General features: G+C 43.6%; 25 protein-coding genes. 10 read left to right on the forward strand and 15 right to left on the reverse strand.

Features of this window, described 5'->3' with window-relative positions; genetic code table 11:
- Positions 1 to 35 precede the first annotated feature (35 nt).
- Both phoR and A7985_RS14425 read left to right on the forward strand, forming a co-directional pair.
- Positions 36 to 1,364 carry a phosphate regulon sensor histidine kinase PhoR gene (gene phoR, locus A7985_RS14420; protein ID WP_065791163.1) on the forward strand — a complete coding sequence of 443 codons (1,329 nt, stop codon included), beginning with the start codon at positions 36 to 38 and terminating at the stop codon, positions 1,362 to 1,364.
- A 78-nt stretch (positions 1,365 to 1,442) separates the two neighbouring features.
- The gene (locus tag A7985_RS14425; protein WP_065791164.1) at positions 1,443 to 2,411 is read left to right on the forward strand and encodes a PstS family phosphate ABC transporter substrate-binding protein; all 969 of its coding nucleotides are present in this window, start codon (positions 1,443 to 1,445) and stop codon (positions 2,409 to 2,411) included.
- 71 nt (positions 2,412 to 2,482) lie between these two features.
- Here the strand turns inward: A7985_RS14425 and A7985_RS14430 are convergent, their stop codons facing one another.
- The 8 genes from A7985_RS14430 to sfsA all read right to left on the reverse strand — a co-directional run bounded on the left by A7985_RS14430 (position 2,483) and on the right by sfsA (position 9,083).
- Positions 2,483 to 2,719 (reverse strand): hypothetical protein, encoded by a 237-nt coding sequence (locus A7985_RS14430; protein WP_063376702.1) that lies wholly within the window; start codon positions 2,717 to 2,719, stop codon positions 2,483 to 2,485.
- Between the two features lie 205 nt (positions 2,720 to 2,924).
- On the reverse strand, positions 2,925 to 3,773 hold the full coding sequence (gene panC / locus A7985_RS14435; RefSeq protein WP_065791165.1) for a pantoate--beta-alanine ligase: 849 nt from the start codon (positions 3,771 to 3,773) through the stop codon (positions 2,925 to 2,927).
- Positions 3,773 to 4,567, reverse strand: coding sequence for a 3-methyl-2-oxobutanoate hydroxymethyltransferase (gene panB / locus A7985_RS14440; protein ID WP_065791166.1), 795 nt, complete (start codon positions 4,565 to 4,567; stop codon positions 3,773 to 3,775). The genes panC and panB overlap by 1 nt, the downstream gene beginning before the upstream one ends.
- 2 nt (positions 4,568 to 4,569) lie before the next feature.
- Positions 4,570 to 5,073 (reverse strand): 2-amino-4-hydroxy-6-hydroxymethyldihydropteridine diphosphokinase, encoded by a 504-nt coding sequence (gene folK, locus A7985_RS14445; protein WP_065791167.1) that lies wholly within the window; start codon positions 5,071 to 5,073, stop codon positions 4,570 to 4,572.
- Complete coding sequence (gene pcnB, locus A7985_RS14450; protein ID WP_081310580.1) at positions 5,070 to 6,518, reverse strand: polynucleotide adenylyltransferase PcnB; 1,449 nt, start codon at positions 6,516 to 6,518, stop codon at positions 5,070 to 5,072. Before pcnB ends, folK begins: the two co-directional genes overlap by 4 nt.
- A 237-nt stretch (positions 6,519 to 6,755) precedes the next feature.
- Positions 6,756 to 7,721, reverse strand: coding sequence for a tRNA glutamyl-Q(34) synthetase GluQRS (gene gluQRS, locus A7985_RS14455; RefSeq protein ID WP_081310581.1), 966 nt, complete (start codon positions 7,719 to 7,721; stop codon positions 6,756 to 6,758).
- A 43-nt stretch (positions 7,722 to 7,764) separates the two neighbouring features.
- Positions 7,765 to 8,208 carry an RNA polymerase-binding protein DksA gene (gene dksA, locus A7985_RS14460; protein ID WP_063356637.1) on the reverse strand — a complete coding sequence of 148 codons (444 nt, stop codon included), beginning with the start codon at positions 8,206 to 8,208 and terminating at the stop codon, positions 7,765 to 7,767.
- Positions 8,209 to 8,372: 164 nt separating this feature from the next.
- Positions 8,373 to 9,083, reverse strand: coding sequence for a DNA/RNA nuclease SfsA (sfsA, locus tag A7985_RS14465; protein WP_065791168.1), 711 nt, complete (start codon positions 9,081 to 9,083; stop codon positions 8,373 to 8,375).
- A gap of 82 nt (positions 9,084 to 9,165) precedes the next feature.
- Between sfsA and pepB the strand changes: the two genes are divergently transcribed.
- Entirely contained in the window at positions 9,166 to 10,461 is a 1,296-nt protein-coding gene (pepB, locus tag A7985_RS14470; RefSeq protein WP_065791169.1) for an aminopeptidase PepB, read from the forward strand.
- Positions 10,462 to 10,514: 53 nt separating this feature from the next.
- Here pepB and A7985_RS14475 read toward each other — a convergent pair whose 3' ends face one another.
- From A7985_RS14475 to gpmM, 5 genes are all read right to left on the reverse strand, one after another.
- Positions 10,515 to 10,934 carry a CBS domain-containing protein gene (locus A7985_RS14475; RefSeq protein ID WP_065791170.1) on the reverse strand — a complete coding sequence of 140 codons (420 nt, stop codon included), beginning with the start codon at positions 10,932 to 10,934 and terminating at the stop codon, positions 10,515 to 10,517.
- Positions 10,935 to 11,031: 97 nt separating this feature from the next.
- Positions 11,032 to 11,754: a divergent polysaccharide deacetylase family protein gene (locus tag A7985_RS14480; protein ID WP_065791171.1), complete on the reverse strand. Its 723-nt coding sequence runs from the start codon at positions 11,752 to 11,754 to the stop codon at positions 11,032 to 11,034.
- A 178-nt stretch (positions 11,755 to 11,932) separates the two neighbouring features.
- Positions 11,933 to 13,156, reverse strand: a complete 1,224-nt coding sequence (locus tag A7985_RS14485) for a S41 family peptidase (RefSeq protein WP_141685368.1) — start codon at positions 13,154 to 13,156, stop codon at positions 11,933 to 11,935.
- 37 nt (positions 13,157 to 13,193) lie between these two features.
- Complete coding sequence (locus A7985_RS14490; protein ID WP_065791172.1) at positions 13,194 to 14,339, reverse strand: murein hydrolase activator EnvC family protein; 1,146 nt, start codon at positions 14,337 to 14,339, stop codon at positions 13,194 to 13,196.
- Position 14,340: 1 nt separating this feature from the next.
- Entirely contained in the window at positions 14,341 to 15,885 is a 1,545-nt protein-coding gene (gene gpmM, locus A7985_RS14495) for a 2,3-bisphosphoglycerate-independent phosphoglycerate mutase (RefSeq protein WP_065791173.1), read from the reverse strand.
- 281 nt (positions 15,886 to 16,166) lie between these two features.
- On the opposite strand from gpmM, the gene A7985_RS14500 reads away from it, so the two are divergent.
- From A7985_RS14500 to gpsA, 4 genes are all read left to right on the forward strand, one after another.
- Positions 16,167 to 16,598, forward strand: a complete 432-nt coding sequence (locus A7985_RS14500; RefSeq protein WP_065791174.1) for a rhodanese-like domain-containing protein — start codon at positions 16,167 to 16,169, stop codon at positions 16,596 to 16,598.
- Between the two features lie 12 nt (positions 16,599 to 16,610).
- Positions 16,611 to 16,868: a glutaredoxin 3 gene (gene grxC, locus A7985_RS14505; RefSeq protein WP_063379257.1), complete on the forward strand. Its 258-nt coding sequence runs from the start codon at positions 16,611 to 16,613 to the stop codon at positions 16,866 to 16,868.
- An 88-nt stretch (positions 16,869 to 16,956) separates the two neighbouring features.
- A complete protein-coding gene (gene secB, locus A7985_RS14510) occupies positions 16,957 to 17,439 on the forward strand; it encodes a protein-export chaperone SecB (protein WP_065791175.1) in 483 nt (160 codons plus the stop codon).
- A gap of 3 nt (positions 17,440 to 17,442) precedes the next feature.
- Complete coding sequence (gene gpsA, locus A7985_RS14515) at positions 17,443 to 18,450, forward strand: NAD(P)H-dependent glycerol-3-phosphate dehydrogenase (RefSeq protein WP_065791176.1); 1,008 nt, start codon at positions 17,443 to 17,445, stop codon at positions 18,448 to 18,450.
- Positions 18,451 to 18,485: 35 nt separating this feature from the next.
- Here the strand turns inward: gpsA and A7985_RS14520 are convergent, their stop codons facing one another.
- Positions 18,486 to 19,649 (reverse strand): DcaP family trimeric outer membrane transporter, encoded by a 1,164-nt coding sequence (locus A7985_RS14520; RefSeq protein WP_065791177.1) that lies wholly within the window; start codon positions 19,647 to 19,649, stop codon positions 18,486 to 18,488.
- Between the two features lie 368 nt (positions 19,650 to 20,017).
- Between A7985_RS14520 and acs the strand changes: the two genes are divergently transcribed.
- The gene (gene acs, locus A7985_RS14525) at positions 20,018 to 21,958 is read left to right on the forward strand and encodes an acetate--CoA ligase (protein ID WP_065791178.1); all 1,941 of its coding nucleotides are present in this window, start codon (positions 20,018 to 20,020) and stop codon (positions 21,956 to 21,958) included.
- 91 nt (positions 21,959 to 22,049) lie between these two features.
- Positions 22,050 to 22,703: a LuxR C-terminal-related transcriptional regulator gene (locus tag A7985_RS14530; RefSeq protein ID WP_065791179.1), complete on the forward strand. Its 654-nt coding sequence runs from the start codon at positions 22,050 to 22,052 to the stop codon at positions 22,701 to 22,703.
- Between the two features lie 31 nt (positions 22,704 to 22,734).
- On the opposite strand, the gene purU is transcribed toward A7985_RS14530, so the two are convergent.
- Positions 22,735 to 23,565, reverse strand: coding sequence for a formyltetrahydrofolate deformylase (purU, locus tag A7985_RS14535; protein ID WP_065791180.1), 831 nt, complete (start codon positions 23,563 to 23,565; stop codon positions 22,735 to 22,737).
- 193 nt (positions 23,566 to 23,758) lie between these two features.
- Here purU and A7985_RS14540 point away from each other — a divergent pair, with 193 nt between their 5' ends.
- Positions 23,759 to 24,139 carry a response regulator gene (locus A7985_RS14540; protein WP_065791181.1) on the forward strand — a complete coding sequence of 127 codons (381 nt, stop codon included), beginning with the start codon at positions 23,759 to 23,761 and terminating at the stop codon, positions 24,137 to 24,139.
- Positions 24,140 to 24,146: the final 7 nt, after the last annotated feature.

Here is a 24,146-nt window from a genome sequence, read left to right on the forward strand (position 1 = left end):
GTTATCCTAGCGCTTAATATTTAGGATCATTTTATATGTATAGAGTGATTGATAAACAGGCGTTATTAAAGCGCCTGTTTTTGTATTTTCTCCCCCTAACCCTTATCGGCATATTACTTGGGGCTCCTTTTGTATTGTTGTTTTTGGGAGCATCAGTTTTACTGTTTTGGCATTTTAAACAACTCTATAAGTTGAGTGACTGGTTGATCAATCAACGCAGTTTCAACCCACCAGAAGGATCCGGTGCTTGGGAGCAGATATTTGAAGGGATCTATCACCTGCAACATCGTAATCGCAAAAAGCGCAATGAATTAGCCGCTTTGATCCGGCGTTTTCGTGAAGGTGCCGAAGCTGTGCCTGACGCGGTGATCGTTATGCAGCAAGATCTGAGTATTATTTGGTGCAATCAACTGGCCCTTAAAGTTTTGGGACTACAATGGCCTACGGATCATGGGCAGCGGTTAGATAATCTGATCCGCGATCCAAAGTTTGTAAAATATATGCAGGAGCATGATTTTACCGATCCCTTAGAGCTAGAAAGTGGCCACAATGGTGAGCGTGTGCTTGAGTTTCGGGTGATGCCCTATGCCGAGCAATTAATGATGGTCGTTCGTGATATCTCGAGGTTGAAAAAGCTTGAGCAAATGCGCAAAGACTTTGTTGCCAACGTCTCTCATGAACTGCGTACGCCACTCACTGTGGTAACAGGCTATTTAGAAATGATGGAAGGCGATCAGATGCCTCCGCCTGCTATGTGGCAAAAAGCACACAATACAATGATAGAGCAGTGTAAACGCATGGACAGTTTGGTCAATCAATTGCTGTCTTTGTCTCGTATTGAAGGAGACAGAGATCAAGCAAATGACAAGGCCGTAAATGTGCCAAGCATGCTGACACTTATTCGCACTGAAGGCTTATCTTTAAATCAAGACAAGCATCATGAGATTATTTTTGAAGTCGATGAAACCTTGGACATCAAAGGTTGTATTGATGAATTGAGAAGCGCGTTTTCTAACTTGGTATTCAACGCAATTCATTACACTAAACCCAACGGAAAAATAACCGTTAAGTGGTATTTAGATGGAGAGCGACCAGCATTTTCTGTTACGGACAATGGAGATGGTATTGCTCCAGAGCATATCAACCGGCTGACTGAGCGCTTTTATCGGGTTGATAAAGCACGGAGCCGCAAAACGGGCGGATCTGGCTTAGGTTTGGCAATTACAAAGCACGTGTTGAGTCGACATGACTCACATTTAGATATTGAAAGTACACTGGGAGAGGGCTCTTGCTTCTCGTTCTCTTTCCCTAAAGAAAAACGCATTTTTATGACACATAGTGAAAGTCATAAAAGTGTCATTTAAGAGTAATTTTATTGTAATTAACTGAGCGCACAATGAGCACCAGTTAAACAAATGGGACGAACAATCGGAGTGACCCCAATGAAATTTAAAAGCTTAGTTGCCGCAATGGGTGTGGCTGTAACAACATTGGTATCTACACAAGTTTCTGCACTTGATAAAAACTTACCTGAGTACAACAAAACCAGCGGAATCTCGGGTAACTTTTCATCTGTGGGTTCAGACACGCTAGCAAACATGATGACGTTTTGGGCTGAAGAGTATAAGCGTATTTACCCTAACGTAAATATTCAAATTCAAGCGGCTGGTTCTTCAACTGCGCCTCCAGCGCTAACAGAAGCAACTGCAAACTTCGGCCCAATGAGCCGTAAGATGAAGTCGAAAGAAGTTGAAGCATTTGAGAAGCGTTATGGTTACAAACCTACTGAAGTACGCGTAGCTATCGATGCATTGGCGGTTTTCGTACACAAAGATAACCCTATCAAAGGTCTTCGTATCGACCAAGTTGACTCTATTTTCTCTTCAACACGCAAGTGTGGTGGCGATAAGCAAGTTGACCGTTGGAGTGATGTTGGTCTAAATGGTCCTTGGGCTGCAAAAGATATCCAGCTTTATGGTCGTAACTCAGTATCAGGTACTTACGGTTACTTTAAAAAGAAAGCACTTTGTAAAGGTGACTTCAGAAACAACGTAAACGAGCAACCTGGTTCTGCATCTGTTGTACAGTCAATCTCTTCATCTGTGAATGCAATTGGCTACTCTGGTATCGGTTATAAGACATCTGGTGTACGTACAGTGCCACTGGCTAAGAAAGGCAGCAACTTTGTAGATGCAACTCTTGAGAATGTTGCAACTGGTAAATACCCACTGTCTCGTTTCTTATATGTATACGTGAACAAGCATCCAAACAAGCCGCTTTCACCAATCGAAGCTGAATTCTTAAAGATGGTTCTATCCAAAGAAGGTCAAAAGATTGTAGAGAAGGATGGTTATGTGCCATTAACAAATAAAATGGCAAGCCGCGAACTTAAGAAGCTAGGTCTTCTATAATCTCGGCACGAATATATAGAGCCGCCCAATCGGGCGGCTTTTTTTGTGTTGTTAATTTACCGCAGACAATATCAGTACTGACCTGTTCTAATCTTTGAAAGCTCTTCTGCTTGCGCTTTGCAATTGTTATATTTTTCTACACATTCACCGCTACATATTTGCCGTGTCATCGTTTGTTCTGTCGAGCTTAAGTTACAGTTTTGCTCACACTGATAATTTTGTTGGGCGCACTGATTCAGCTCAGGAGAGTTATTTTGATTGCTACAGGCTGCAAGCGTGACGAATATAAACGGAAGCGCAGTTCTCATAGTAGTTCCTATTATGGCGTGATTTCAGAGAGTTTTAATAATAATTATTTTTAATACTTTATTTAATTTAGCACACTTTATATTTACAAGCGTACCTATCGGGAAAAACTTGAATAACTTCAGTAGTATTAAGTCTTGAGTAGGCATAAAAAAAGCGTCTATTCAAGACGCTTAGTATTCTTAGTATTGGCATTCAATTAACTGATTATGGAGCTACTTGAATGTTATCGATTAGCCTGACTTTGCCTAAAAAGGCTGCCGCTAAGATGACAAACTCGTCATCTTCTTTAATCGCTGGTTTCAGTGTACTGCGGTGTGCAACTGAGAAGTAATCAGGCTTAAGCCCGGCGCTTTCGAGCTGCGATTTCGCATCTTGCTCAATCTGCTTGAAGTCACGCTCTCCCGATTTTAATGCGTTTGCTGCATTGCTCAATACTGTGTACAGTACTTTGGCAACGTCTTTCTCTTGATCAGACAGGTAGCCATTTCTAGAGCTCATAGCAAGTCCAGATACTTCCCTTTGTGTTGGTACACCAATTACTTCGATAGGCATTGATAAGTCGTGTACCATGGTTTTGATGACTTGAAGCTGCTGATAGTCTTTTTCACCAAAGCATGCGAAGTCAGGTTGCACCAGATTAAATAGTTTAGTGACAACTGTTGCAACACCTCTGAAATGACCCGCTCTGCTCCCTCCACAGTAACCTTCGGAGACGCCTGGTACGTCAACAAAGCTCTGTGTATCTAAACCGTTCGGATAGATAGTTTCTACGCTAGGCGTAAAAACAATGTCAGTTTCAAGTTCCGCTAAGCCTTGTTTATCCTGTGCTAAAGTTCTTGGGTAGTTATCTAAATCCTCGTTTTGGCCAAATTGCATTGGGTTGACGAAAATACTTACGACCACTTTATCTGCCAGTGTTTTGGCTTTTTCAACAAGGGAAAAGTGTCCTTGATGTAGGTTACCCATTGTGGGTACGAAGGCGATGCTATGACCTTGCTGACGCCACGCTTTGATTTGGCTACGTAGAGACTTAATTTCAGTAATTGATTGCATTAGTTAAACTCGTGTTCGCTACCTGGGAATGCGCCTGACTTCACATCGCTACAGAACTTTTTCACAGCATCTTGCATATTACCTGTTTCTGCCAAGAAGTTTTTAGAAAACTTCGGAATGTAACCTGCAGAAATGCCGACTAAGTCGTGCATTACTAATATTTGACCATCTACTTCTTTACCTGCGCCGATACCTATCACTGGGATGTTAACTGCGGCAGTGATACGTTTTGCCAAACTTGACGGCACACATTCAATGACCAGCATCTGAGCGCCCGCAGCTTCAAGCGCTTGTGCATCCGCTATCATTTGTTGTGCCTGCTGTTCCTCACGGCCTTGGATTTTAAAACCGCCAAAAACGTGCACAGACTGTGGTGTAAGGCCTAAATGGCCGCAAACCGGGATACCTTGCTGTGTAAGAAGTTTAATTGAATCTACGAGCCAGGTGCCGCCTTCTAACTTAACCATGTTCGCGCCGTTGCGCATAAGTTCCGCTGCATTGTCACATGCTTGTGCAGGGTTGGAGTAAGTCATAAATGGCATATCAGCAATAACAAACAGCTCTTTGCTGCCAGCTCTTACACTGCGTGTGTGATAAGCAATATCTCCGATGGTTACAGCAAGGGTATCTTCACCACCTTGCAGCACCATGCCAAGAGAGTCACCCACAAGGACAACATCAACGCCGTTTTCATGAAAAAGTTTAGCAAAACTTGCATCGTATGCAGTCAAGGCAGTGATTTTTTCACCTTGCTGTTTTTTCTTTGCGAGGGTGGATACCGAAACTTTTGCCATTTTTATGTCTCCTTATTTTGGGTCACAGGCAGCGTTGTTAAGCCATTGCGTGGAAGGTTAGCCGCGATATCGCTAAGTGCTGTGCCATTTGGCAGGCACAGTTTTGAGTCAATCTCTAGCATTGGGAACACGACAAACTCCCTATCGCACAGGCCGTAATGGGGAATGGTTAACCTTGGAGAGTCAATTATTGCTTCATTAAACAACAAAATGTCCAAGTCCAATGTACGAGGGCCCCACCTTTCTTCTTTTCTTACTCTACCTTGCTGCTGTTCAATCAATTGAAGTTGGTCAAGTAAAGGCTCTGGCTCTAACATGGTTGAAAATTTAGCAACCGCATTGACATAATCGGGCTGATCTTGTGGTCCCATCGGCTTCGACGCGTAGAAACTTGAGACGGTCATGTCCTTTATGTCAGGGTGGTTGAGCAGTGCTTCAACCGCTTTATTTAACTGCGCTTGGGGCTCATATAAATTAGCCCCAAGTCCTATATAAACTGTGTTCATGTATCTTGTTTTGGTTTTCTTTTTGGCTTATTACGGTGTCGGCGTTTAGGGCGATCTTTTTGGCCGAGGTTTTTAACCATGTCTTTCTGACCGGTGACATCTTGTTTCAAATACTCAGTCCACCACTCTGCCAATGTTTTTTGATCTGCCTCGCCACTTTCCACACGTAATAGTAAAAAGTCATAAGACGCTTTAAATTTAGGTTGCAAGCTTAATCGATAAGCGCGCTGTCCGCTACGTCTATCTAATCGCTGCTGAATATGCCAAATATCTCGAGCGCCCAATGTGAAGCGTTTTGGCACGGCAACTCGTTGCGCATTTTCGCTCAGAACTTGACTAATTGCTTGCATAAAGGCGTCATATTCGGCAATGCCTTGTTGTTGTAACAACGCGGCACGATTACGTAATGGGAACCATAGTAATGCGGCATAGATAAAGGCTGGTGTGACTTTTTTATTGCCATTTATTCGAGCATCCGTATTGGCAAACATCTGTTGAATAAAGCGGCGTTCGAATTCGCTATTGTCTTGCGACAAAATTTCTTCAAGGCTGGGAAATAGTTCTTTGAACAGGCCGAGCTCTCTAAGCATCAGAAAGTTTGCTTCTGCTTTGCCGCTTAAAAATAGCTTTAGAGTCTCTTCAAACAGCCTTGCAGGTGGAATGTTTCCAAGCAGTGGCGCAAGCTCTGTAATCGGGGCAAGTGTTGCAGGTGCAATTTCCATGTCTAGCTTTGTGGCAAAACGCACAGCACGTAGCATGCGCACAGGGTCTTCTCTGTAGCGTGTTTCAGGATCGCCAATCAGCTCGATTCTTCTCGCTTTAATTGCTTCAATACCGCCCGCAAAGTCCCGTACGCCAAAGTCATTGATTGAGTAATACAATGCGTTGATTGAAAAGTCCCGACGTTGTGCATCTTCTTCGATGGTGCCGTAGACATTGTCACGTAGTAACTGGCCTTGGTCGCTCGCTTTGCTGGTGGGATCTCCCTCTCCAGTAGACAGGTGATGCCCGCGCATAGTCGCAACCTCAATGACCTCTCGGCCAAATACAATGTGGGCAAGTCTGAAGCGACGGCCGATTAGACGGCAATTTCTAAACAGGCGCTTGACTTCTTCTGGTGTGGCATTTGTTACAACGTCAAAGTCTTTTGGCTCAATACCTAACAAAATATCCCGAATACAACCACCTACAAGATAAGCGTCATATCCGCCATCTTTGAGTCTATACAATACTTTGATTGCATTGGGGCTAAATTGTTTGCGTGAGATATTATGCTCACTACGAGGGATAATTTGAGGCTGTGACTTGGCCTCTATGGTTCCCTTGTCTTGCTTTGACCCAACGATTTGTCGGCACAGCTTAAAAATTTTAGAAATAATAACCACTCTCCTAACTACTCTGAGTCCCCACCCGTAGCACCATTTATTGTAACTATTGAACGCCATACATCGCTTTATTTTTGTAAAGTGTAGGCTAATTCATAAGGCTCGCTATGATATACGCAAATGCGGCTAAATTGAAGTTTCCCATGTGAATTAGCGATTAAAATTTCATCCAAGTCGTGCATAAGGTAGTTCAAAAAATAGTGGCGGGGTTTGTTTTTAAGAAAGCAATGATCTTTGAGCGTATTTTACGTATCAATGAATAAAGTGTGTTTGTCGTTGAGGTGGGTTTAGATCTAGCTAGAGTGGGGTAAATTCATAGCGTTCAGTGCTTTTCTGAACCACCTGAATTTCTTTGTTATTTGGAAGTCGAGTCACGTCATAGTGTGAAATAGCCCATTTGAGTAATGTTTCCACGTCATCAAAATGCGCTTGTGGCAAGGTAAAGCCCAAAAACTCGAGTGCTGCAACCAGTGCAGGAAGTGGTTTGCTATTGTCGATTGCTGGAGCGTGGTTCTGCTTGGAGAGCTTGAAGCCAGGCGTTGCGACCGCCAAGGGAACATGTGTGAAGTGAGGGGCTGTATAGTTGAGCTGTTTAAACAAGCTCAGTTGTCTTGCTGTGGGCTCCAATAAATCAGCACCACGGACAATATGTGTGATCTCTTGCTGGTGATCATCGACAACCACAACTAGCTGGTAGGCAAAAAGCCCATCTCTGCGTTTGACAATGTAATCTTCACGCGCGATATCATTGGGAATATGCACTTGGCCTTGTAAGCCATCATGAAATTCAAAAATCGGAAAGCGCTGTTTTAGCCGTAGGGCGTTGCCATCAAAAAGGTGATTTTTAGCTCTACAATGGTTGTCGTAATACCCTCCACGTGCCTTTATTTGCTTTCTTGTACAGATACAAGCGTATACATTTTGCTCTTTTACGAGAGAGTCAAGTACATCTTGATAAAGGTCGTGTCTTTGGCTTTGATAAACTACCTGACCATCCCAATGTAAGCCATACGCATCTAAAGTTGTAAGAATGGCATCAGCGGCCCCGGGGACGACTCTAGGAGTGTCAATGTCTTCCATCCTAACTAACCACTGTCCATGGTTTGCCTTAGCATCCAAATAACTTGCCAATGCAGCGACTAAAGAACCAAAATGAAGTGGTCCTGACGGTGAAGGGGCAAAACGGCCGCGGTAAGGGGGAGATGAAGAGCCCAGAGCATGCAATTGTTGCTGCTCTGGGTGTCGAACTTGCGATGTGTGCATTGTCGGTAAAGTTTAACCTTCGCTAATTTATTCTAGCGTCAGATTAACCTCGACCTTGCTGCTTTTCTTTGATCTCTGCAAGTGTTTTACAGTCAACACACAGGTCAGCCGTCGGTCGCGCTTCTAAGCGGCGAATACCAATCTCGATACCGCAAGAATTACAGAACCCGAAATCGTCCTCTTCAATCAGCTGCAGTGTTTTTTCTATTTTCTTGATTAGCTTACGTTCGCGGTCACGAGTACGAAGTTCAAGAGAGAATTCTTCTTCTTGTGCTGCACGGTCTACAGGATCAGGGAAATTTGCCGCTTCATCTTGCATGTGGTTCATGGTGCGATCAACTTCGTTACGAAGATCATTACGCCACGCTTCTAATATTTTTTTGAAATGAGCTAGCTGTGCCTCGCTCATGTATTCTTCGCCCGGCTTTTCTTGGTAAGGTTCTAAACCGGCCTGAGCCAATAACCCTAGTTTTTTCTGGTCTGGCATAGCATTCTCCTAAATCCTTAATAAACAACCCCAGCTAACGCCGGCGGCTATAAATAGCAAAATCTTCACCCCTTAGCAAACACTTTTTACTCATTAACTGTTCTAAGACAAGCCGTTGGCATGAAGTTTTTAACGGCAGTGATATAAGGGTGAACTTATTTTTTTCAAGTGTCTAAAACAGATAGTTGTTTAATTACTTTTACCTCTTGAGGTGTAACTTGCGCTTTATATGCATATATTTCAACCCCTTGCTGTCGTGCTTCCGTAAATAATTGGGCATATTTTTTATCTATATGCTTTGCGGCTTTTACATTCTCAATGCCGTTATGCATGACAATAAAAAGCAACACTGCACGTTGACCGCTTTTTGCAATGTGCATAAGTTCTCTCAAATGCTTTTGTCCCCTAAGTGTTTCTGCATCGGGGAAAAAGCCTTGGCCTTGTGTTTCTAATAAAGTCACTGATTTTACTTCTACGTAACAATCAGCTTGACCTTCAGAGCTCAACAAAATATCAATTCGACTATTTTCATGGCCGTATTTAACTTCACTTGCAACGTTTTGATATGCCGATAACTCGGGTATCAAGTTTTGTTCAATGGCTTCTATGGCAACCTTGTTTGCCATGCCAGTATTGACGCAAATTAGTTGGCCTTGCGCATTCTCAGTCACTTCCAAAGAGTGCGGGTATTTTCGCTTTGCATTGGAGCTGGTAGAGTAATAGGCCTTAAACCCAGAGTCTGCGCACCCTGTCATTTTTCCCGTATTCGCACAGTGCACGGTAAACTCGTCTCCATTATCTTTACGTAAATCAACTAAAAATCGTTTATAACGTTTTAACAAGGTTGCGCTTTTCAGCTCAGATGAAAATTTCATAGTTTAATCGCATTCGTTTTGGGGCTGCTGTGATGGTGGTGTACACTGACCATAATCTACAAGCGTAAGAGTGAAAACCTATATGTCTGAAAAATTTATTGTTCGCCTAAGTGAACAAGCTCCTGCTGCACATTGGGGCAGCAATGCATCGCTTTCATTTGATGAGCAAGGTGCAACAATTCATTTAGCCGAACAAGAAACCTTAAAGCATATTCAAAAAGCGGCTCGTAGCCTAGCACAGCAAGGTATCCCTGCGGTAGAGCTAAGTGGCGAAGCATGGTGTACAGAGTCCCAGTGGGCATTTTATCAAGGCTTCGTTAGTCCAAAGCAGCTTGACCCTGTTACTTTCGTTGATAACGCACAATCAGATCTTAAAGAGCTAGTCGCTTTGCAGCGTGCTGCAACTTGGACTCGTCAGATGATCAACGGCACAGCAGAAGACATCTATCCTGAAAGTTTAGCAGGAAAAGCAGCTGAATTTATCCAATCTTTAGCGCCTGAGCATGTTAGCTACCAAATTATTAAAGGTGATGCGCTGCTAGAACATCAGTGGATTGGTATTCATGAGGTGGGCAGGGGTAGTGAAAGGCCACCTGTGTTATTAGAGCTAGACTTCAACCCAACTGGCGATGAAGACGCGCCGGTGAGTGCCGCGCTAGTAGGCAAAGGTATTACTTTTGATTCAGGCGGGTACTCAATCAAGCCAAGCGAAGGCATGTTGTCAATGAAGTGTGATATGGGTGGTGCAGCTACGGTAACTGCTGGCCTGTCTTTGGCGATTCAACGCGGTATTGATAAGCGTATCAAGTTATTCTTATGTTGTGCCGAAAATTTGATTTCTGGTCATGCATACAAGTTAGGCGACATTCTAACGTATAAAAACGGCACGACTGTTGAAATCGTGAATACAGATGCAGAAGGTCGCCTAGTACTGGCTGATGGCCTAATGGCTGCGGGAGAGACTGGTGCGCCGCTTATTATTGATGCAGCTACGCTGACGGGTGCGGCATTGGTTGCTGTTGGTCAAGAATACAATGCACTGTTTGGTTTAGACAAAGAGCTTGTAAGTGAAGTACAGCATTTTGCGAGTGAAGAGTTTGAAGCTGCGTGGCCACTTCCTCTAGAAAAATGGCACCAAAATAATTGCCCTTCTCCGTATGCGGACACCGCGAATAGCCGTGCTCAAAAAGGTGGTGGATTCGGTGGTGCTTCTAATGCAGCAGGATTCTTATCACGCTTTGTGCCGAATGATGGCCAAGGCTGGGTTCACATTGACCTTGCCGCATCATTCCAAAATAGCGCTGGTGCTCAGTGGGCATCGGGTGCTACCACGCTAGGTATGCGAACGGTTGCGCGTACATTAATGGCGAAAGCATAACCAAAGATACAAAGTGTAGAAGCCTCTCATTTGAGGCTTTTTTACCATAGTCGCTAAGACAGTAATGCGGCTGCCAAACGAACAAAATCAGAAGACGTGAGTATACCCAACAGTTTACCGTTGCTATCCACGACAGGCATACAGCCGTGGCGATTCTCGACAAAAAATTTAACGACTTCATGTAAGCTTTGGTCGGGCGTAACGCTGGCAAAATCTTGTGTCATTACATCAATGACTTTCTCTTGTTTTTCTTTTCTTTCTAACGCTAATGTTCCATACGTAGCGAGTATGTTCATGACTTTGGCAATCATGATTTTTTGAGTCAGCATACCAATTAATTTGCCATCATCATCAATCACAGGGATATGGCGTATATTTTTTTCACGCATCAAATTGTGTGCATCGTGTAGCGTGTGTGACCCTTTTACCGCAAGTGGATCTGCGGTCATCAGTTGCTCAACTGTGTGCAGCATGGTGTATTCCCGTTAATTTAATCTCCTTTAGGTATAACTGAAAGTACGGGAGTTTGCCTGTGTCTAGATCAATAAAGTAAATAGAATCAGGTGGAAATTATTGTTTTTCACTTTTGGCTGATTGCAATGCAATGAGCTGTATGTGTTTGTTTTCTACAAGTGTAGAGAGGGGGACTAGTTCAAACCCTTCAGCAGTTAAATCTTGCAAGGCTTGTAGCAAAAATTGCTGTGTCTCGGGGTAAGGGTGGGCAATACCAATCGCATAACCTTGCGTTTGTGCGATCGTTTTAAGTTCTTGCAGTTGAGATTGCAAGTTATCAATGCTCAGTTCGTTATCTAAAAAGACATGTCTTGCGATATTATCTACACCATACAAGTTGGCGACCTTTTGTGCCTGACTATACGGTGTTGTTCGACTGTCTAAAAAGTACAGCGAGCGCTTTTTCAGTACTTCCATTGTCCATTTCATTGGTTCATCGTACTGGGTGAGTGCGGATCCCATGTGGTTGTTCACGCCTTTGACATGAGGCAAACTGGCCAGAGCGTGCCCCAAAGTTCGTTGCAGTTGCCATTTGGGCATATCAAGTGTTAACCCGCCAGGCCCTAAAGCTTTGTCATTCTGGGCTTGCATAGGGATATGTAAAATAATTTCTTTATTTTGCTTGGCTGCGTGATAAGCAAAGTGTTGCGAAAACGGAGTGTGTGGTAAAACGGCGTAGGTGAGATTTCCCGGTAGTGACAAAAACGCGAGATCGCGCTGGTGGTTGCCAATATCATCAATGACAATCGCAATTTGTTTTGCATAACAGGCAAATGGCATCAGACACAACAATGCTATTGATATAATTGTATTGCGCACAAGGTGAATCACATTTATTTAATTATTTTATATTTTATATTTTATATTTTATTTATAGCGAGTTATCAGCATCAAAGTTGACGCTTTTATCATCTAACCTAGCATGTTTTTTATGCAGATAAAAGCGTCTGAATGTGCATTAGTTAATGACAGGCGATGGTTTTGCCACCAACTTTTTAGCGGCTTTCCAGTGTTTAGAAAGTCGCACATAAAGGTCATTATTAGCCTCATCGTTTGTCATTATAGCTGTTTTATTCAGCCCCGATAGGGTGTTATTACTGTATTCCACATCGGGCTGTATACCCGTCCCTTCAATCGACTGTCCTGATGGGGTGTAATAACGTGCGGTCGTGAGCTTCAATGCGCTCGTCCCGTTACCAATCGGAATTAATGACTGGACAGAACCTTTTCCAAATGACTCTTGACCCAAGATCAAAGCCCGTTTGTTATCTTGAAGTGCACCAGCTAAGATTTCGGCCGCCGACGCAGACTGTTTATTGATCAGCACTAAAATGGGGGCGCCATTTAAAATGTCACCTTGTACAGCATAAAACTTCTGATTGGCATCGAAGAAACGTCCTTTGGTGGACACTATGACGCCGCTTTGTAAAAACAAGTCAGAAATCGCAACCGCGCTATTGAGTGTGCCGCCGGGGTTGTCGCGTAAATCAATGACCAGACCTTTCAATGAAATACCACTATGGGCAAAGAGCATATTAATGTGTCTCGCAACATCGTGATAACTATGGTTATTGAACGCAGATATGGCGAGGTAGCCAATATGTCCATTTAGTAGCTTACTAGAGACACTTTCTAGCGTGATTTCCTGCCGCCTCAATGCCAGCGTAACCATCATTTCAGCCCGTTCAACGGTGATATGAATAATGGATAACTTAGCCTCTCTGAGTAGTTTGGAGACTTCAGAAATCGTTTTATCAGTGACGTCATGTGTATTGACTGCAACGAGTTTGTCTCCGCCCTCTATACCTGCTTGCTCAGCAGGGGAGCCCGGTAGCGTGTCGACAATAACGATGCGATTCTCTATTTCTTCAACTTCTATACCAAGGCCTGTGTAACGCCCATTGGTGGCACTGAACAACGTTTCAAGTTCATGTTCATTCAAATACTTAGAGTAAGGATCGAGTTGTTCAAACAACTCATAAAAATTATCACGCTTGATATGGTTTAACTGCACCTCTTCGACATAGTAAGTTTGAATGTGGTAGAGGATTTCTTCCATATGGGCATGGCTGATTTGTTTAGCTTGAAGGTTGCTAAAAAACAGAGCGAATAACAATATCAGTGAGCTTATTGCTAAACTGCAATAGCTAGAGGGAGGGGAAATAGAGGCGAAATATTTCATATGCTGCTCCTAGTGAAGGGCAGCATAGGTTATTCATTTAACTTGATCTGCACCATTTAACCGGATTCACAGCGCTTCCTTTATGCCGTATCTCGAAGTATAGTCCAGGATTTTGTTGTCCGCCGCTTTGGCCGACTAAAGCGATTGCATCCCCCGGATTTACATGGTCGCCAACATCTCTGAGTAGCGTTTGAGCGTGGCCGTACAGACTCATAAAACCCTCGCCATGATCTAGTACAATGACCCAGCCAAACCCATTTAGCCAATCTGCATACACGACATGACCTGGCGCAACGCTGGTAATTTCGTCGCCATTATCTCCGGAAATCATAACGCCTTTCCAGCTCATTCCAGCATGCTTTCGTTGACCAAACCGTTTGGTTAAGCGTCCCTTTAATGGCCAAGCCAGTTTGCCCTTAAGCCTTCGTAGCCCATCCAGTTGCGCAATAAACACTTCTTCACTGGGAGCTTGAACCTCAGCTAGCGCTTCTAACGTTGTTTTTAAAGTCGTTTCATTTTCTTCTAAATAGGCAATCGCTGATTGTGTTTGTTGCAACTGTTCGTTGAGGTTTTGTAAATGTGTTTGACGTTGTTTTTGTGCCAGTTGCAGTTCATTTTGCCTAACTTGCTGTTGCTCAAGCAAATCAACCAGTCGCTGTTGTACCTTTTCTAGTTCTTGTTGATTTTTTTCTAATTCAAGAAAGATTTTTTTTAAATCTTCAAGCTGATTAATTCGTGCTTTATTGAAATAATCATAGTAACTAATCGTGCGCTCTAAAGCCGACGTTTTTTGCTGACTTAGCAGCATCTTAGAATAGTCATGGCTGCCCGTTACGTAAGCGCTTTTGAGCTGTGCTGCAAGCAGTCTTTGGAGATTCTTTTTGCGGCGATTCAGCTGTTGGCTTTCCGTTGTTAAGGCGTATTGCTGTTGCTTGTTTTCACTGATCCCTTGTTTGGTGAGCGTAAGCGCTTTAGCGCTACGTGCGATTTCTAGCTCAAACGATTTGAGTCTCTTTTTTAAAGACGTGAACGACTTACTTTGTTTGTCGTAGGCTGCCTGACTTTTTTTCAGCTCGGCCTGAACCGCTGCAAGGTCTGCTTTGGTTTGGGACTCATTGGCAACGCTTGGTAGCGTTGCCAAAAAGCAAGTAAAAGTCAGGCTAATGACGAGTTCACGAAGCATATTACTTTAGGCGCATAATAGGTGAACCGGTCATTTCAGCAGGCTGCTCTAAACCCAGCAAATGTAACATTGTGGGTGCAACATCACTGAGTGTTTTGCTCGCTTGAGGTTCAGCATGACGACCGACATATATAAAAGGAACAGGCTCACTGGTATGTGCGGTATGTGCTTGACCTGTGCTCGGGTCTTGCATCTGCTCTGCGTTGCCGTGGTCGGCTGTAATTAATGCCTCACCGCCACACTCTTCAAGGGCTTTAACAACGCGGCCAATACATTGGTCAACCGCTTCACAGGCTTTAACCGCTGCGCCAAATACGCCTGAGTGTCCCACCATATCGCCATTTGGGTAATTACAGATGATGACATCAAACTCGCCACCATGGATGGCCTCAACAAGTTTATCGGTGAGCATTTCAGAGTTCATCTCTGGTTGTAGGTCATAGGTTGCAACTTGAGGAGAAGGGATGAGTTCGCGCTTTTCGCCTTCAAATAAGTCTTCACGGCCACCACTAAAGAAGAATGTAACGTGTGCGTATTTTTCGGTTTCTGAGATACGAAGTTGCGTTTTGTCATGCTTTGCAAGCCACTCGCCTAACACGTTATTAAGCTTTTCAGGTGCAAATGCAATCGGTGCATTAATGTCTGCTGCATATTCCGTCATCATCACGAAACTACTCAGTGCCGGCGCTTTCTTTTTGTTAAATCCGTCAAAGTCAGCGTCGACAAAAGCGCGCGTCATTTGTCTCGCTCTGTCAGCCCTAAAGTTTAAAAAGAGTACGGCATCGCCATCGTTAATGGTGACGGCTTGTTGGCCCGCTGGCACAATCGTTGAGGCTTTGACAAACTCGTCGTTTTCGTCTCGTTCATACGCAGCTTGAAGGGCTTCAACCCCGTCTGTGTATGTGAATTCAGCATCACCACACACCATGAGATCATAGGCAAGCTCAACACGATCCCAACGATTGTCACGGTCCATTGCATAATAACGACCAATAATGGTTGCTAATCTACCGCTCCCCAATTTAGCAAATGTCGCTTGTACTCTTTCAATGGAAGCTTGTGCACTTCTTGGTGGCGTATCACGGCCATCTAAAAATGCATGGAAAAAGATGTCTTTTGCGCCACGCTCTGCTGCAAGTTCAATTGAAGCAATAATATGATCTTCATGGCTATGAACGCCACCAGGGCTCAACAGCCCCATCAAATGCACCGCTTTGCCTTGAGCAACCGCATCATCAATACTTTTAACTAGGGTCGGGTTATGCGCAAATTCGCCATCGTCGATAGCTTTGGTAATACGCGTGAAATCTTGATATACAATGCGGCCTGCGCCTAAGTTTACGTGCCCAACTTCAGAATTACCCATTTGACCATCAGGCAAACCCACATCCAGACCTGAACCTGAAATCAACGTTTTAGGTTTGGTTTGCCACAGCTCATCAAGTACAGGTGTATTAGCAGCGAGGACCGCATTACTCTGTGTTTCTTCTCTATATCCCCAGCCATCTAAAATCATAAGTACAAGTGGTTTTTTCTTCGCAGTCATTTGGGCTCCTGAATAATGCACGATAGATGGGCATAGAATACCTTGTTTTGCGTAATTATTCAGCCCTGTGCTGGTGATTTATGTTCAACTTTGATTCATGCTTTGGTAACAACCTTGCGATATGCTTTGGCGCAGCGTCAAAAAGGACTGCCTACTTAAACTAAGACTGCGCGCAAAATCCATTACTGAGGCTGGAAGAACAAGATGGGTTTGTACCAAGTGTATTAAAAAAGTATACTCGCTGCACTGTAAGTTTTATCTCCCAATAAGTGGCAAGGTCCATGGAACAATATATTACTTTTTTTTCTAATCACCCAGTATTGAGTATCATCTGGGTTGTCTTGGCGATTATGCTGGTACACAGCTGGTACAAAAGCCGCTTTTCTGCAATTCGACCAATCAATCCTCAGCAGCTAACCCTATTGATAAATAAAGACGATGCTCAGGTGTTGGATATGCGAGGTAAAAAAGACTTCGCTGCGGGCCGCATTGCGGGCGCTGAGATAATGAATGTAGACAAAGCCAAACAAAATGACTTTGGTGGCCTTGAAAAGTACAAAACTAAGCCCATTATACTTGTGTGTAATACAGGTATGACTGCCAATAACATTGCAGAAAGAATGCATCAGCAGGGTTACGAGCAAGTTTATGTGCTATCTGGTGGCATGAGTTCATGGCAAAGTGCAGGTTTACCTACGACTAGTGGAAAATAATCGGAGTGGTTTATGAGCAATGATGTAACGATTTATACAAAAGATTATTGCCCCTTTTGTCATCGCGCTAAAGCTTTACTAGATAGCAAAGGCGTAACATACACTGAGTACGATATTGGTGTGAAGCCAGAGCTACGTGAAGAAATGATCGAAAAAGCAAATGGCAGCCACACAGTGCCACAAATTTTTATCAATGGGCAGCACATTGGTGGCTGTGATGATATGATGGCATTGGAAGCTCAAGGCAAACTGGCATCTTTACTGAATTAATTGAGTAAAAGAAAGCATTACCAGCGTCTAAATTATGCTTATTTTTTACGTCATAGATGCTGATTAAACAAAATTTATAGGAATAATAATGACTGAACAAAATCAAAACGCGGCAGCAGAACAACAAGAAGGCCCACAATTTAACATCCAACGTATCTACGTAAAGGACGTATCGTTTGAGACGCCAAACTCTCCAGCGATCTTCCAAAAAGAGTGGACACCTGAAGTTAAGCTAGACATGGACACTCGCTCTGCGAAGCTAGACGAAGGCGTATTTGAAGTTGTTTTGGCATTGACCGTTACGGCTACTATCGGTGAAGAAACGGCTTTCCTATGTGAAATTCAACAAGCTGGTATTTTCTCTGTAGGCGAGCTAGAAGAGATCCAACTTGCACATATGTTGGGTGCGTTCTGCCCGAACCTCCTATTCCCATATGCGCGTGAAGCGGTTGCAAACTTAGTTAACCGTGGTACTTTCCCGCAATTAAACCTAGCTCCTGTAAACTTTGACGCGCTATTTGCACAGTACATGCAACAGCGTGCAGCGCAAGAGCAAACAGCTGACGCATAATTTATGAATACATCACAGTCTGCTGTGACCGTATTAGGGGCGGGGTCGTATGGCACCGCCCTTGCTATTTGTTTTGCTCGCAACGGTCACCGAGTTACCTTATGGGGGCGTAATCAAGCCGATGTTGAGACATTGGCATCTGAGCGTCAAAACAAACGCTATCTACCAGATATTACTTTTCCGGCATCTTTGACGCTTGAAGCAAATTTAGAGTCTGCGGTAAGCGCAAGCCAAACTATATTGGTTGTGGTACCAAGCCATGCTTTCGCCCAAACACTCAAACTAATTCAGCCGTATTTGCAAAGTGGTGCTCGAGTAGCCTGGGCGACCAAAGGATTAGAGCCAGATACAGGCCGATTACTGGAAGAGGTGGCCAAAGAAATACTTGGCGAATCTGTGCCTCTTGCGGTGTTATCTGGACCAACTTTTGCTAAAGAAATGGCTGCAGGATTGCCGACTGCGATTTCGGTCTCTGCGAGAGATGAAGCACTTCGCTCTGAGCTTGCAAGCTTACTTCATTGTAGTCGCTCATTTAGGGTGTATAGCAATGATGATTTCATTGGTATTCAACTTGGCGGCGCAGTTAAGAATGTAATTGCAATTGGTGCAGGCATGTCAGATGGCTTTGGCTTTGGCGCGAATACCCGTACCATGTTAATTACGCGTGGTTTGGCTGAGTTATGTCGTTTAGGTTGTGCACTGGGTGCTCGAACTGAAACTTTTATGGGGATGGCTGGGCTTGGCGACTTAATTTTAACCTGCACGGACAACCAATCAAGAAATAGGCGATTTGGCTTAGCACTTGGCAAGGGCCAAACTGTCGAAGATGCAATGGATAGTATAGGGCAGGTTGTTGAAGGTTATCGCAATACCAAAGAAGTTTATTTGCTAGCAAAGCGCAGCGGGATAGAAATGCCTATCACGGATCAGATATACCAGGTGCTTTATGAAAATAAAGATGTTAAAGAAGCTGCGATGGCCCTGTTAGGCCGAGAGCAAAAAGCAGAATAAAAAAAACCACCATAAGGTGGTTTTTTTGTCTCTGTTTAGAATGCGTACTTTACAGATAGCTGAAGTCTGTTTAAATCTCCATCGGCACCACTTTCGGTTTCTCTGTTGGCCATTTTGTACTCAGCACCAAAGGTCAGCTTTTTGACCGGTGAATATAAAATATTAGCGCTATAGCTCATAGTTGACTCGGTTGGGTCACCTGTTACGGTTGACAATGTGTTGTCATTATCTGCACTAAAGAATGAATATAAGAAAGTTGAACGCCATTGGTCATTCCAAAAATGTTGGTATGCGACAAAGCCTGATGTGGAGTCAATCGCATGCAGTTCATTACCATCATACACGCCACCATTTGCGACGTTGAGCCCAACGTACCGACCTAGCCCCTGACCATGGGTGACCATAAATTTGACGTTATTCTTGCCAAAATTGACGCGTCCAGAAGCGCTTATACCAAAAGAAGTTTCTGATTCATCCGCAGCACCAATTTTATAAGTCAGTTGACGGCCAAGTGCGGCGACGGTTAAGTGTCCCCAATCGGCTTTGTAATTATATCGCGCGGTAAAATCTGGCATCGATGCGTCATCGGTAACAGTTCGTGCGCCACCAGCTGTTGTCACCGTACTTTCAGGGTTTTCTGCTGAGAAGGACCAATTGCCAACAGTGTATTTGGCCATAGCCTGCCTTACGAATACGGTGCCTTCTGCTGGGCCAACAAAGTCGAGTGTTTCAGGTAGCGCGCCAACATTCTGGAAATTTGACCATGCTTGGCCAAATAACCACCCTTTGTACGTTACAAACGCTTGCCTGATACGCGGCGAATATGAATTACTCACGCGTTCGTTGCCACCGATCGAGGCGATAAAGTCTAACTCAATTTTTGTTTTAATCGTGCTGCCATCATCGAGCTTAGAAGCTGTGCCAAAGTTGAATCGAGATTGTCGAGCATGCATATCAAAGACGGCATCTTCTCCCGTACTAGGTGTGACAGGAGTTGTGCCAGGGACATAAAAATCACGACCGATATGTTGTGACCCGAGTGTGCCATCGGAAAAGTCACTCCAAATTGCATCTAGTTTAATATATCCACCGTAATTGACTTCGGTATTACCGATATTGGCAGCGAGCGCCTGACCACAAAGTACAGAAGACACAGCCATAGCTGCGAGATTTTTTTTCATATTAATTTTAGTTGTCATAATGTTGTTCCTGTATAACTGCCATCTCAGTTGCATCGCAGAGAATTTATTTCATCATTCACTTTTGATGATGGTTGTTATTTGCTCAATTACCTTTTGGTCTATAAGACTAAGGTTGAATGGCGGTTTTTGGATTCGAAAAAGCCTTTGGCAATAATTAATTACACTTCAATATTGACCGCTTTTAACCCCTTTCTAGCTTTACTTCTCAAGAATCAGTATGCTGGTTCTAGTTAATTTATAGTTAACACTTAGCAATTTGAGTAAAGTTAGAGCAACAATTACAACTAAGGTCTAATACTTAATCGCGTAGTTGTAAGTGATCCTTGAGTGAAGCCGTAAGGCAAGTAATTAATATGGAGATAAGTATGTCACAGAGCATTTATCCGGTACCTGAAGCGATCAAAAAGGCTGCACTGGTAGATAACGAGCAATATCAATCATTATACAAGCAGTCTATTGATGACCCAGAGGGGTTTTGGGCTGAACACGGTAAACGCCTCGACTGGTTCACACCGTATAACAAGGTAAAAAACACGTCTTTTGATAAGGGCCATATCAGCATCAAGTGGTTTGAAGACGGTGTCCTTAATGCTTCCTATAACTGTATTGATCGTCACCTTGAAAAAAATGCCGATAAAGTGGCTATGATTTGGGAAGGTGATGATCCTAGCCAAAGCGAAAACATTACTTTTCAGGCCTTACATGATGAAGTGGCTAAGCTTGCAAATGGCTTAAAAAAGCTAGGTGTTGAAAAAGGTGACCGAGTGGCAATTTATATGCCGATGACACCGCAAGCTATTTACGCAATGCAAGCATGTGCGCGTATTGGTGCGATCCATTCAGTAGTCTTTGGTGGTTTTTCTCCATCAGCTATCGCAGATAGAATTAAAGACTCAGGCGCAAAGGTCGTGATCACTTCTGACGAAGGTCGTCGCGGCGGCAACACGGTTCCACTAAAAGCTAATGTCGATGAAGCTGTAGCACAAGATTCGGTTACGACTATCGAGCATGTAATCGTGCACCAGCTGACCGGTGGTGAAGTTGAATGGCATAGTCATGATGTCTGGTGGCATGAATTAACTGCAGATGTACCGGCTGAATGTGCGCCAGAGCCAATGAATGCAGAAGACCCGCTCTTTATTCTTTATACTTCAGGCTCAACGGGCCAGCCTAAAGGCGTTGTACACACGACGGGTGGCTATTTAGTCTATGCATCTATGACGCATGAGTATGTATTTGACTTAAAAGATGACGACGTATTTTGGTGTACAGCAGATGTGGGTTGGATCACAGGCCACAGTTATATGGCATATGGCCCATTGGTTAATGGCTGTACGCAGGTTATTTTTGAAGGGGTTCCAACCTATCCAAGCTCAGGGCGTATTGGTGAAGTAGTCGATAAGCACCAAGTAACCATCTTGTATACTGCACCCACCGCTATTCGTGCCTTAATGGCGAAGGGTGACGAACCTACAGCAAGCTCCAAACGCACTAGCCTGCGTATTATGGGCTCGGTAGGTGAGCCAATTAACCCTGAAGCATGGGCATGGTACTACGAACAGATTGGTAACAGTGCTTGTCCAATTGTAGACACTTGGTGGCAGACGGAAACGGGTGGCATTATGATCACGCCGCTACCAGGTGCAATTGATATGAAGCCAGGCTCTGCAACACGTCCATTTTTTGGTATTGCCCCTGCGTTATTTGATGCCGAAGGTAATACGCTAGAGGGCGCGACAGAAGGTAATTTAGTCATTTTAGACAGTTGGCCTTCACAAGCTCGTACAGTATACGGTGATCATGAACGTTTTGAGCAAACGTATTTCTCTGCGTATCCTGGTGTGTATTTTACGGGTGACGGATGTCGTCGTGATGAAGATGATTACTATTGGATCACGGGCCGCGTAGATGATGTATTAAATGTATCTGGTCACCGATTGGGCACAGCCGAAATTGAAAGTGCACTGGTTGCGCATGAAGCGGTTGCTGAAGCGGCAGTTGTCGGTTATCCCCATGACATCAAAGGTCAAGGTATCTATGTTTACGTCACACCAAATGAAGGTGTAGTGGTAACCGATGAGCTAACAAAAGAAGTACGTAGCTGGGTAAGAAAAGAATTAAGCCCAATCGCGTCGCCGGATATGATCCAGTGGTCACCAGGTTTACCAAAGACACGTTCTGGTAAAATTATGCGCCGTATTTTACGTAAAATTGCCGCGAATGAGTACCAACAGTTGGGTGATACCTCTACATTGGCCGATCCCGGTGTAGTAGATGAGTTGATTGAAAATCGTTTGAACCGTTAATTGAGCGTTAAAAACTTGAAATTAAGCGAATTCTAAACGTACTATATCGGCTGTCTTTACAACAAAGACAGCGATTTTTTAGGAGCTATGCATGAATCAGTTTTTAATTGCGGATGATCACCCCCTTTTTAGAGAAGCGTTAAAGGGGGCATTGCAAAATCAGTTTGACGGACTAGAAGTCATTGAGTCGGAGAACTTTGAGCAGACGTTAGAACGGCTGTCAGAATATGATGACTTAGATTTATTATTATTAGATCTACATATGCCAGGCAATGGCGACTTGTACGGACTTATTCGCATCCGAGAAGATTACCCCGCTTTACCTATCGTGGTCGTATCGGGAAGTGAAGACCTTACTATTATTTCAAAGGTAATGGGGTACGGGGCGATGGGATTCATTCCAAAGGCTTCCTCTTCACAGGATATTGTCGCTGCACTGACGCAGGTATTAGCAGGTGAAACTTGGTTGCCTTTTGATATCAAAGAGAAAATAGAAGATTTGGGTGGTGAAGAAAGAGAGCTTGCACAGCAGATCGCCTCATTGACACCACAGCAGTATAAAGTGCTTCAATATCTTCACGAAGGCTTGCTTAATAAACAGATCGCTTATGAACTAAGTATTTCTGAAGCCACAGTAAAAGCCCATATTACAGCAATATTTAGAAAGTTAGGTGTATATAACCGAACACAAGCAGTACTCATCGCTTCTAAATTACAATTAGAACCAATTGAGGCGGCAAAGTAGCAAAGCGCTACTTTTGCACCTTCTGATGAATCTACTTGAAGACGACCGTTTTATTGCCATTTATGAATAGCTTGTGCTCGGACGCAAGTTGTAATGCCTTGCAAAAAACGGTTTTTTCTATGTCTCGTCCAATTTTAGCCATAGACTCAGCATTATTAGCATGCGTGACTTGCGTAACGTCTTGGACGATTATTGGTCCTTCATCAAGCTCATTATTTACAAAATGGGCCGTTGCCCCGATGATTTTTACTCCGCGTTCAAATGCCTGATGGTAAGGTTTAGCACCAATGAAAGCAGGTAAAAATGAATGGTGAATATTGATTATTTTGTCTTCAAAGCGTGCCACAAACTCGGGGCTCAGGATACGCATATACTTCGCAAGTCCAATTAGCTCAGGAGAGTATTGAGCAATTAAATCGCCCACCTGCTGATCATGCTCACTGCGGCTTAAGCCTTCATGTGAAACACAATGGAAAGGGATTTTAAACGCGCTGACAAGCGGCTCTAAATCAGGATAGTTGGCGATAACGGCCAATACCTCAATATTGAGTGCGTTTTCAAACTGTTTTAACAGTACGCCACCTAGACAATGGGCTTCTTTGGTCGCCAGTAACACAACCTTTACCTTGGTATGGCTATGTAAGTGGGTAATAGCTCCATCGGGTAGGTTAGCTTGTAGTTGCGACAAGAAAAGTTGGCTGGGTGCACCTGTCAGCTCAGTACGCATAAAAAAGCGTTTGCCTTCGGTGTCTACAAACTCATTGTTACGAACAATATTTAAATTGTGCTCATGACATAAACTTGTGATTTTGGCGATTAAGCCGATTTCGTCACGACATTGCGTGGTTAAGATATAACTCATGGTCCTCATTCCAATCGTTTAGCGGTCTTTCAGATTAACCTAATGACATATAAATGCAATGCGACTTTTGAATCGATTATTCCAATTTTTGTGCTTAATAAAATCAAACTATAAATAGGGATAGTTGAACACTAAACGTTCATATGTACTACACTCATATTTCGTTAAAAACAGCCTAGGTCTACAGGTGCGTATGGCCCGAATAAAAATTCTGATCGCGGATGATTCCAATACAATGAGGCAGTTAACATTACAGACGTTGAGAGCATTGGGGTACAGGGAGCTAGACGAAGCTCGAGATGGACGGCAGGCACTGATGAAACTCAACACGTATCATTACGATATTTTAGTCACGGACTGGAACATGCCAGGCCTGAATGGCTTTGACTTAGTTAAAATAATGAAGTCAGATGAACGCTTGAGTCGTATAAAAGTGATTATGCTGACATCTGAAACATCCATGTATAAAGTGAAGCAAATTGTTGAACTTGGTATTAATGAGTATATCTGTAAGCCTTTCTCGCCTGATATGCTCGCTAAAAAGATTTCGCGTCTCAACCTCATTCAGGGCTAAGGTATAC

Origin of the sequence: Pseudoalteromonas luteoviolacea, from assembly GCF_001696455.1 — a bacterium.
Taxonomy (GTDB): Bacteria; Pseudomonadota; Gammaproteobacteria; order Enterobacterales; family Alteromonadaceae; genus Pseudoalteromonas; species Pseudoalteromonas luteoviolacea_C.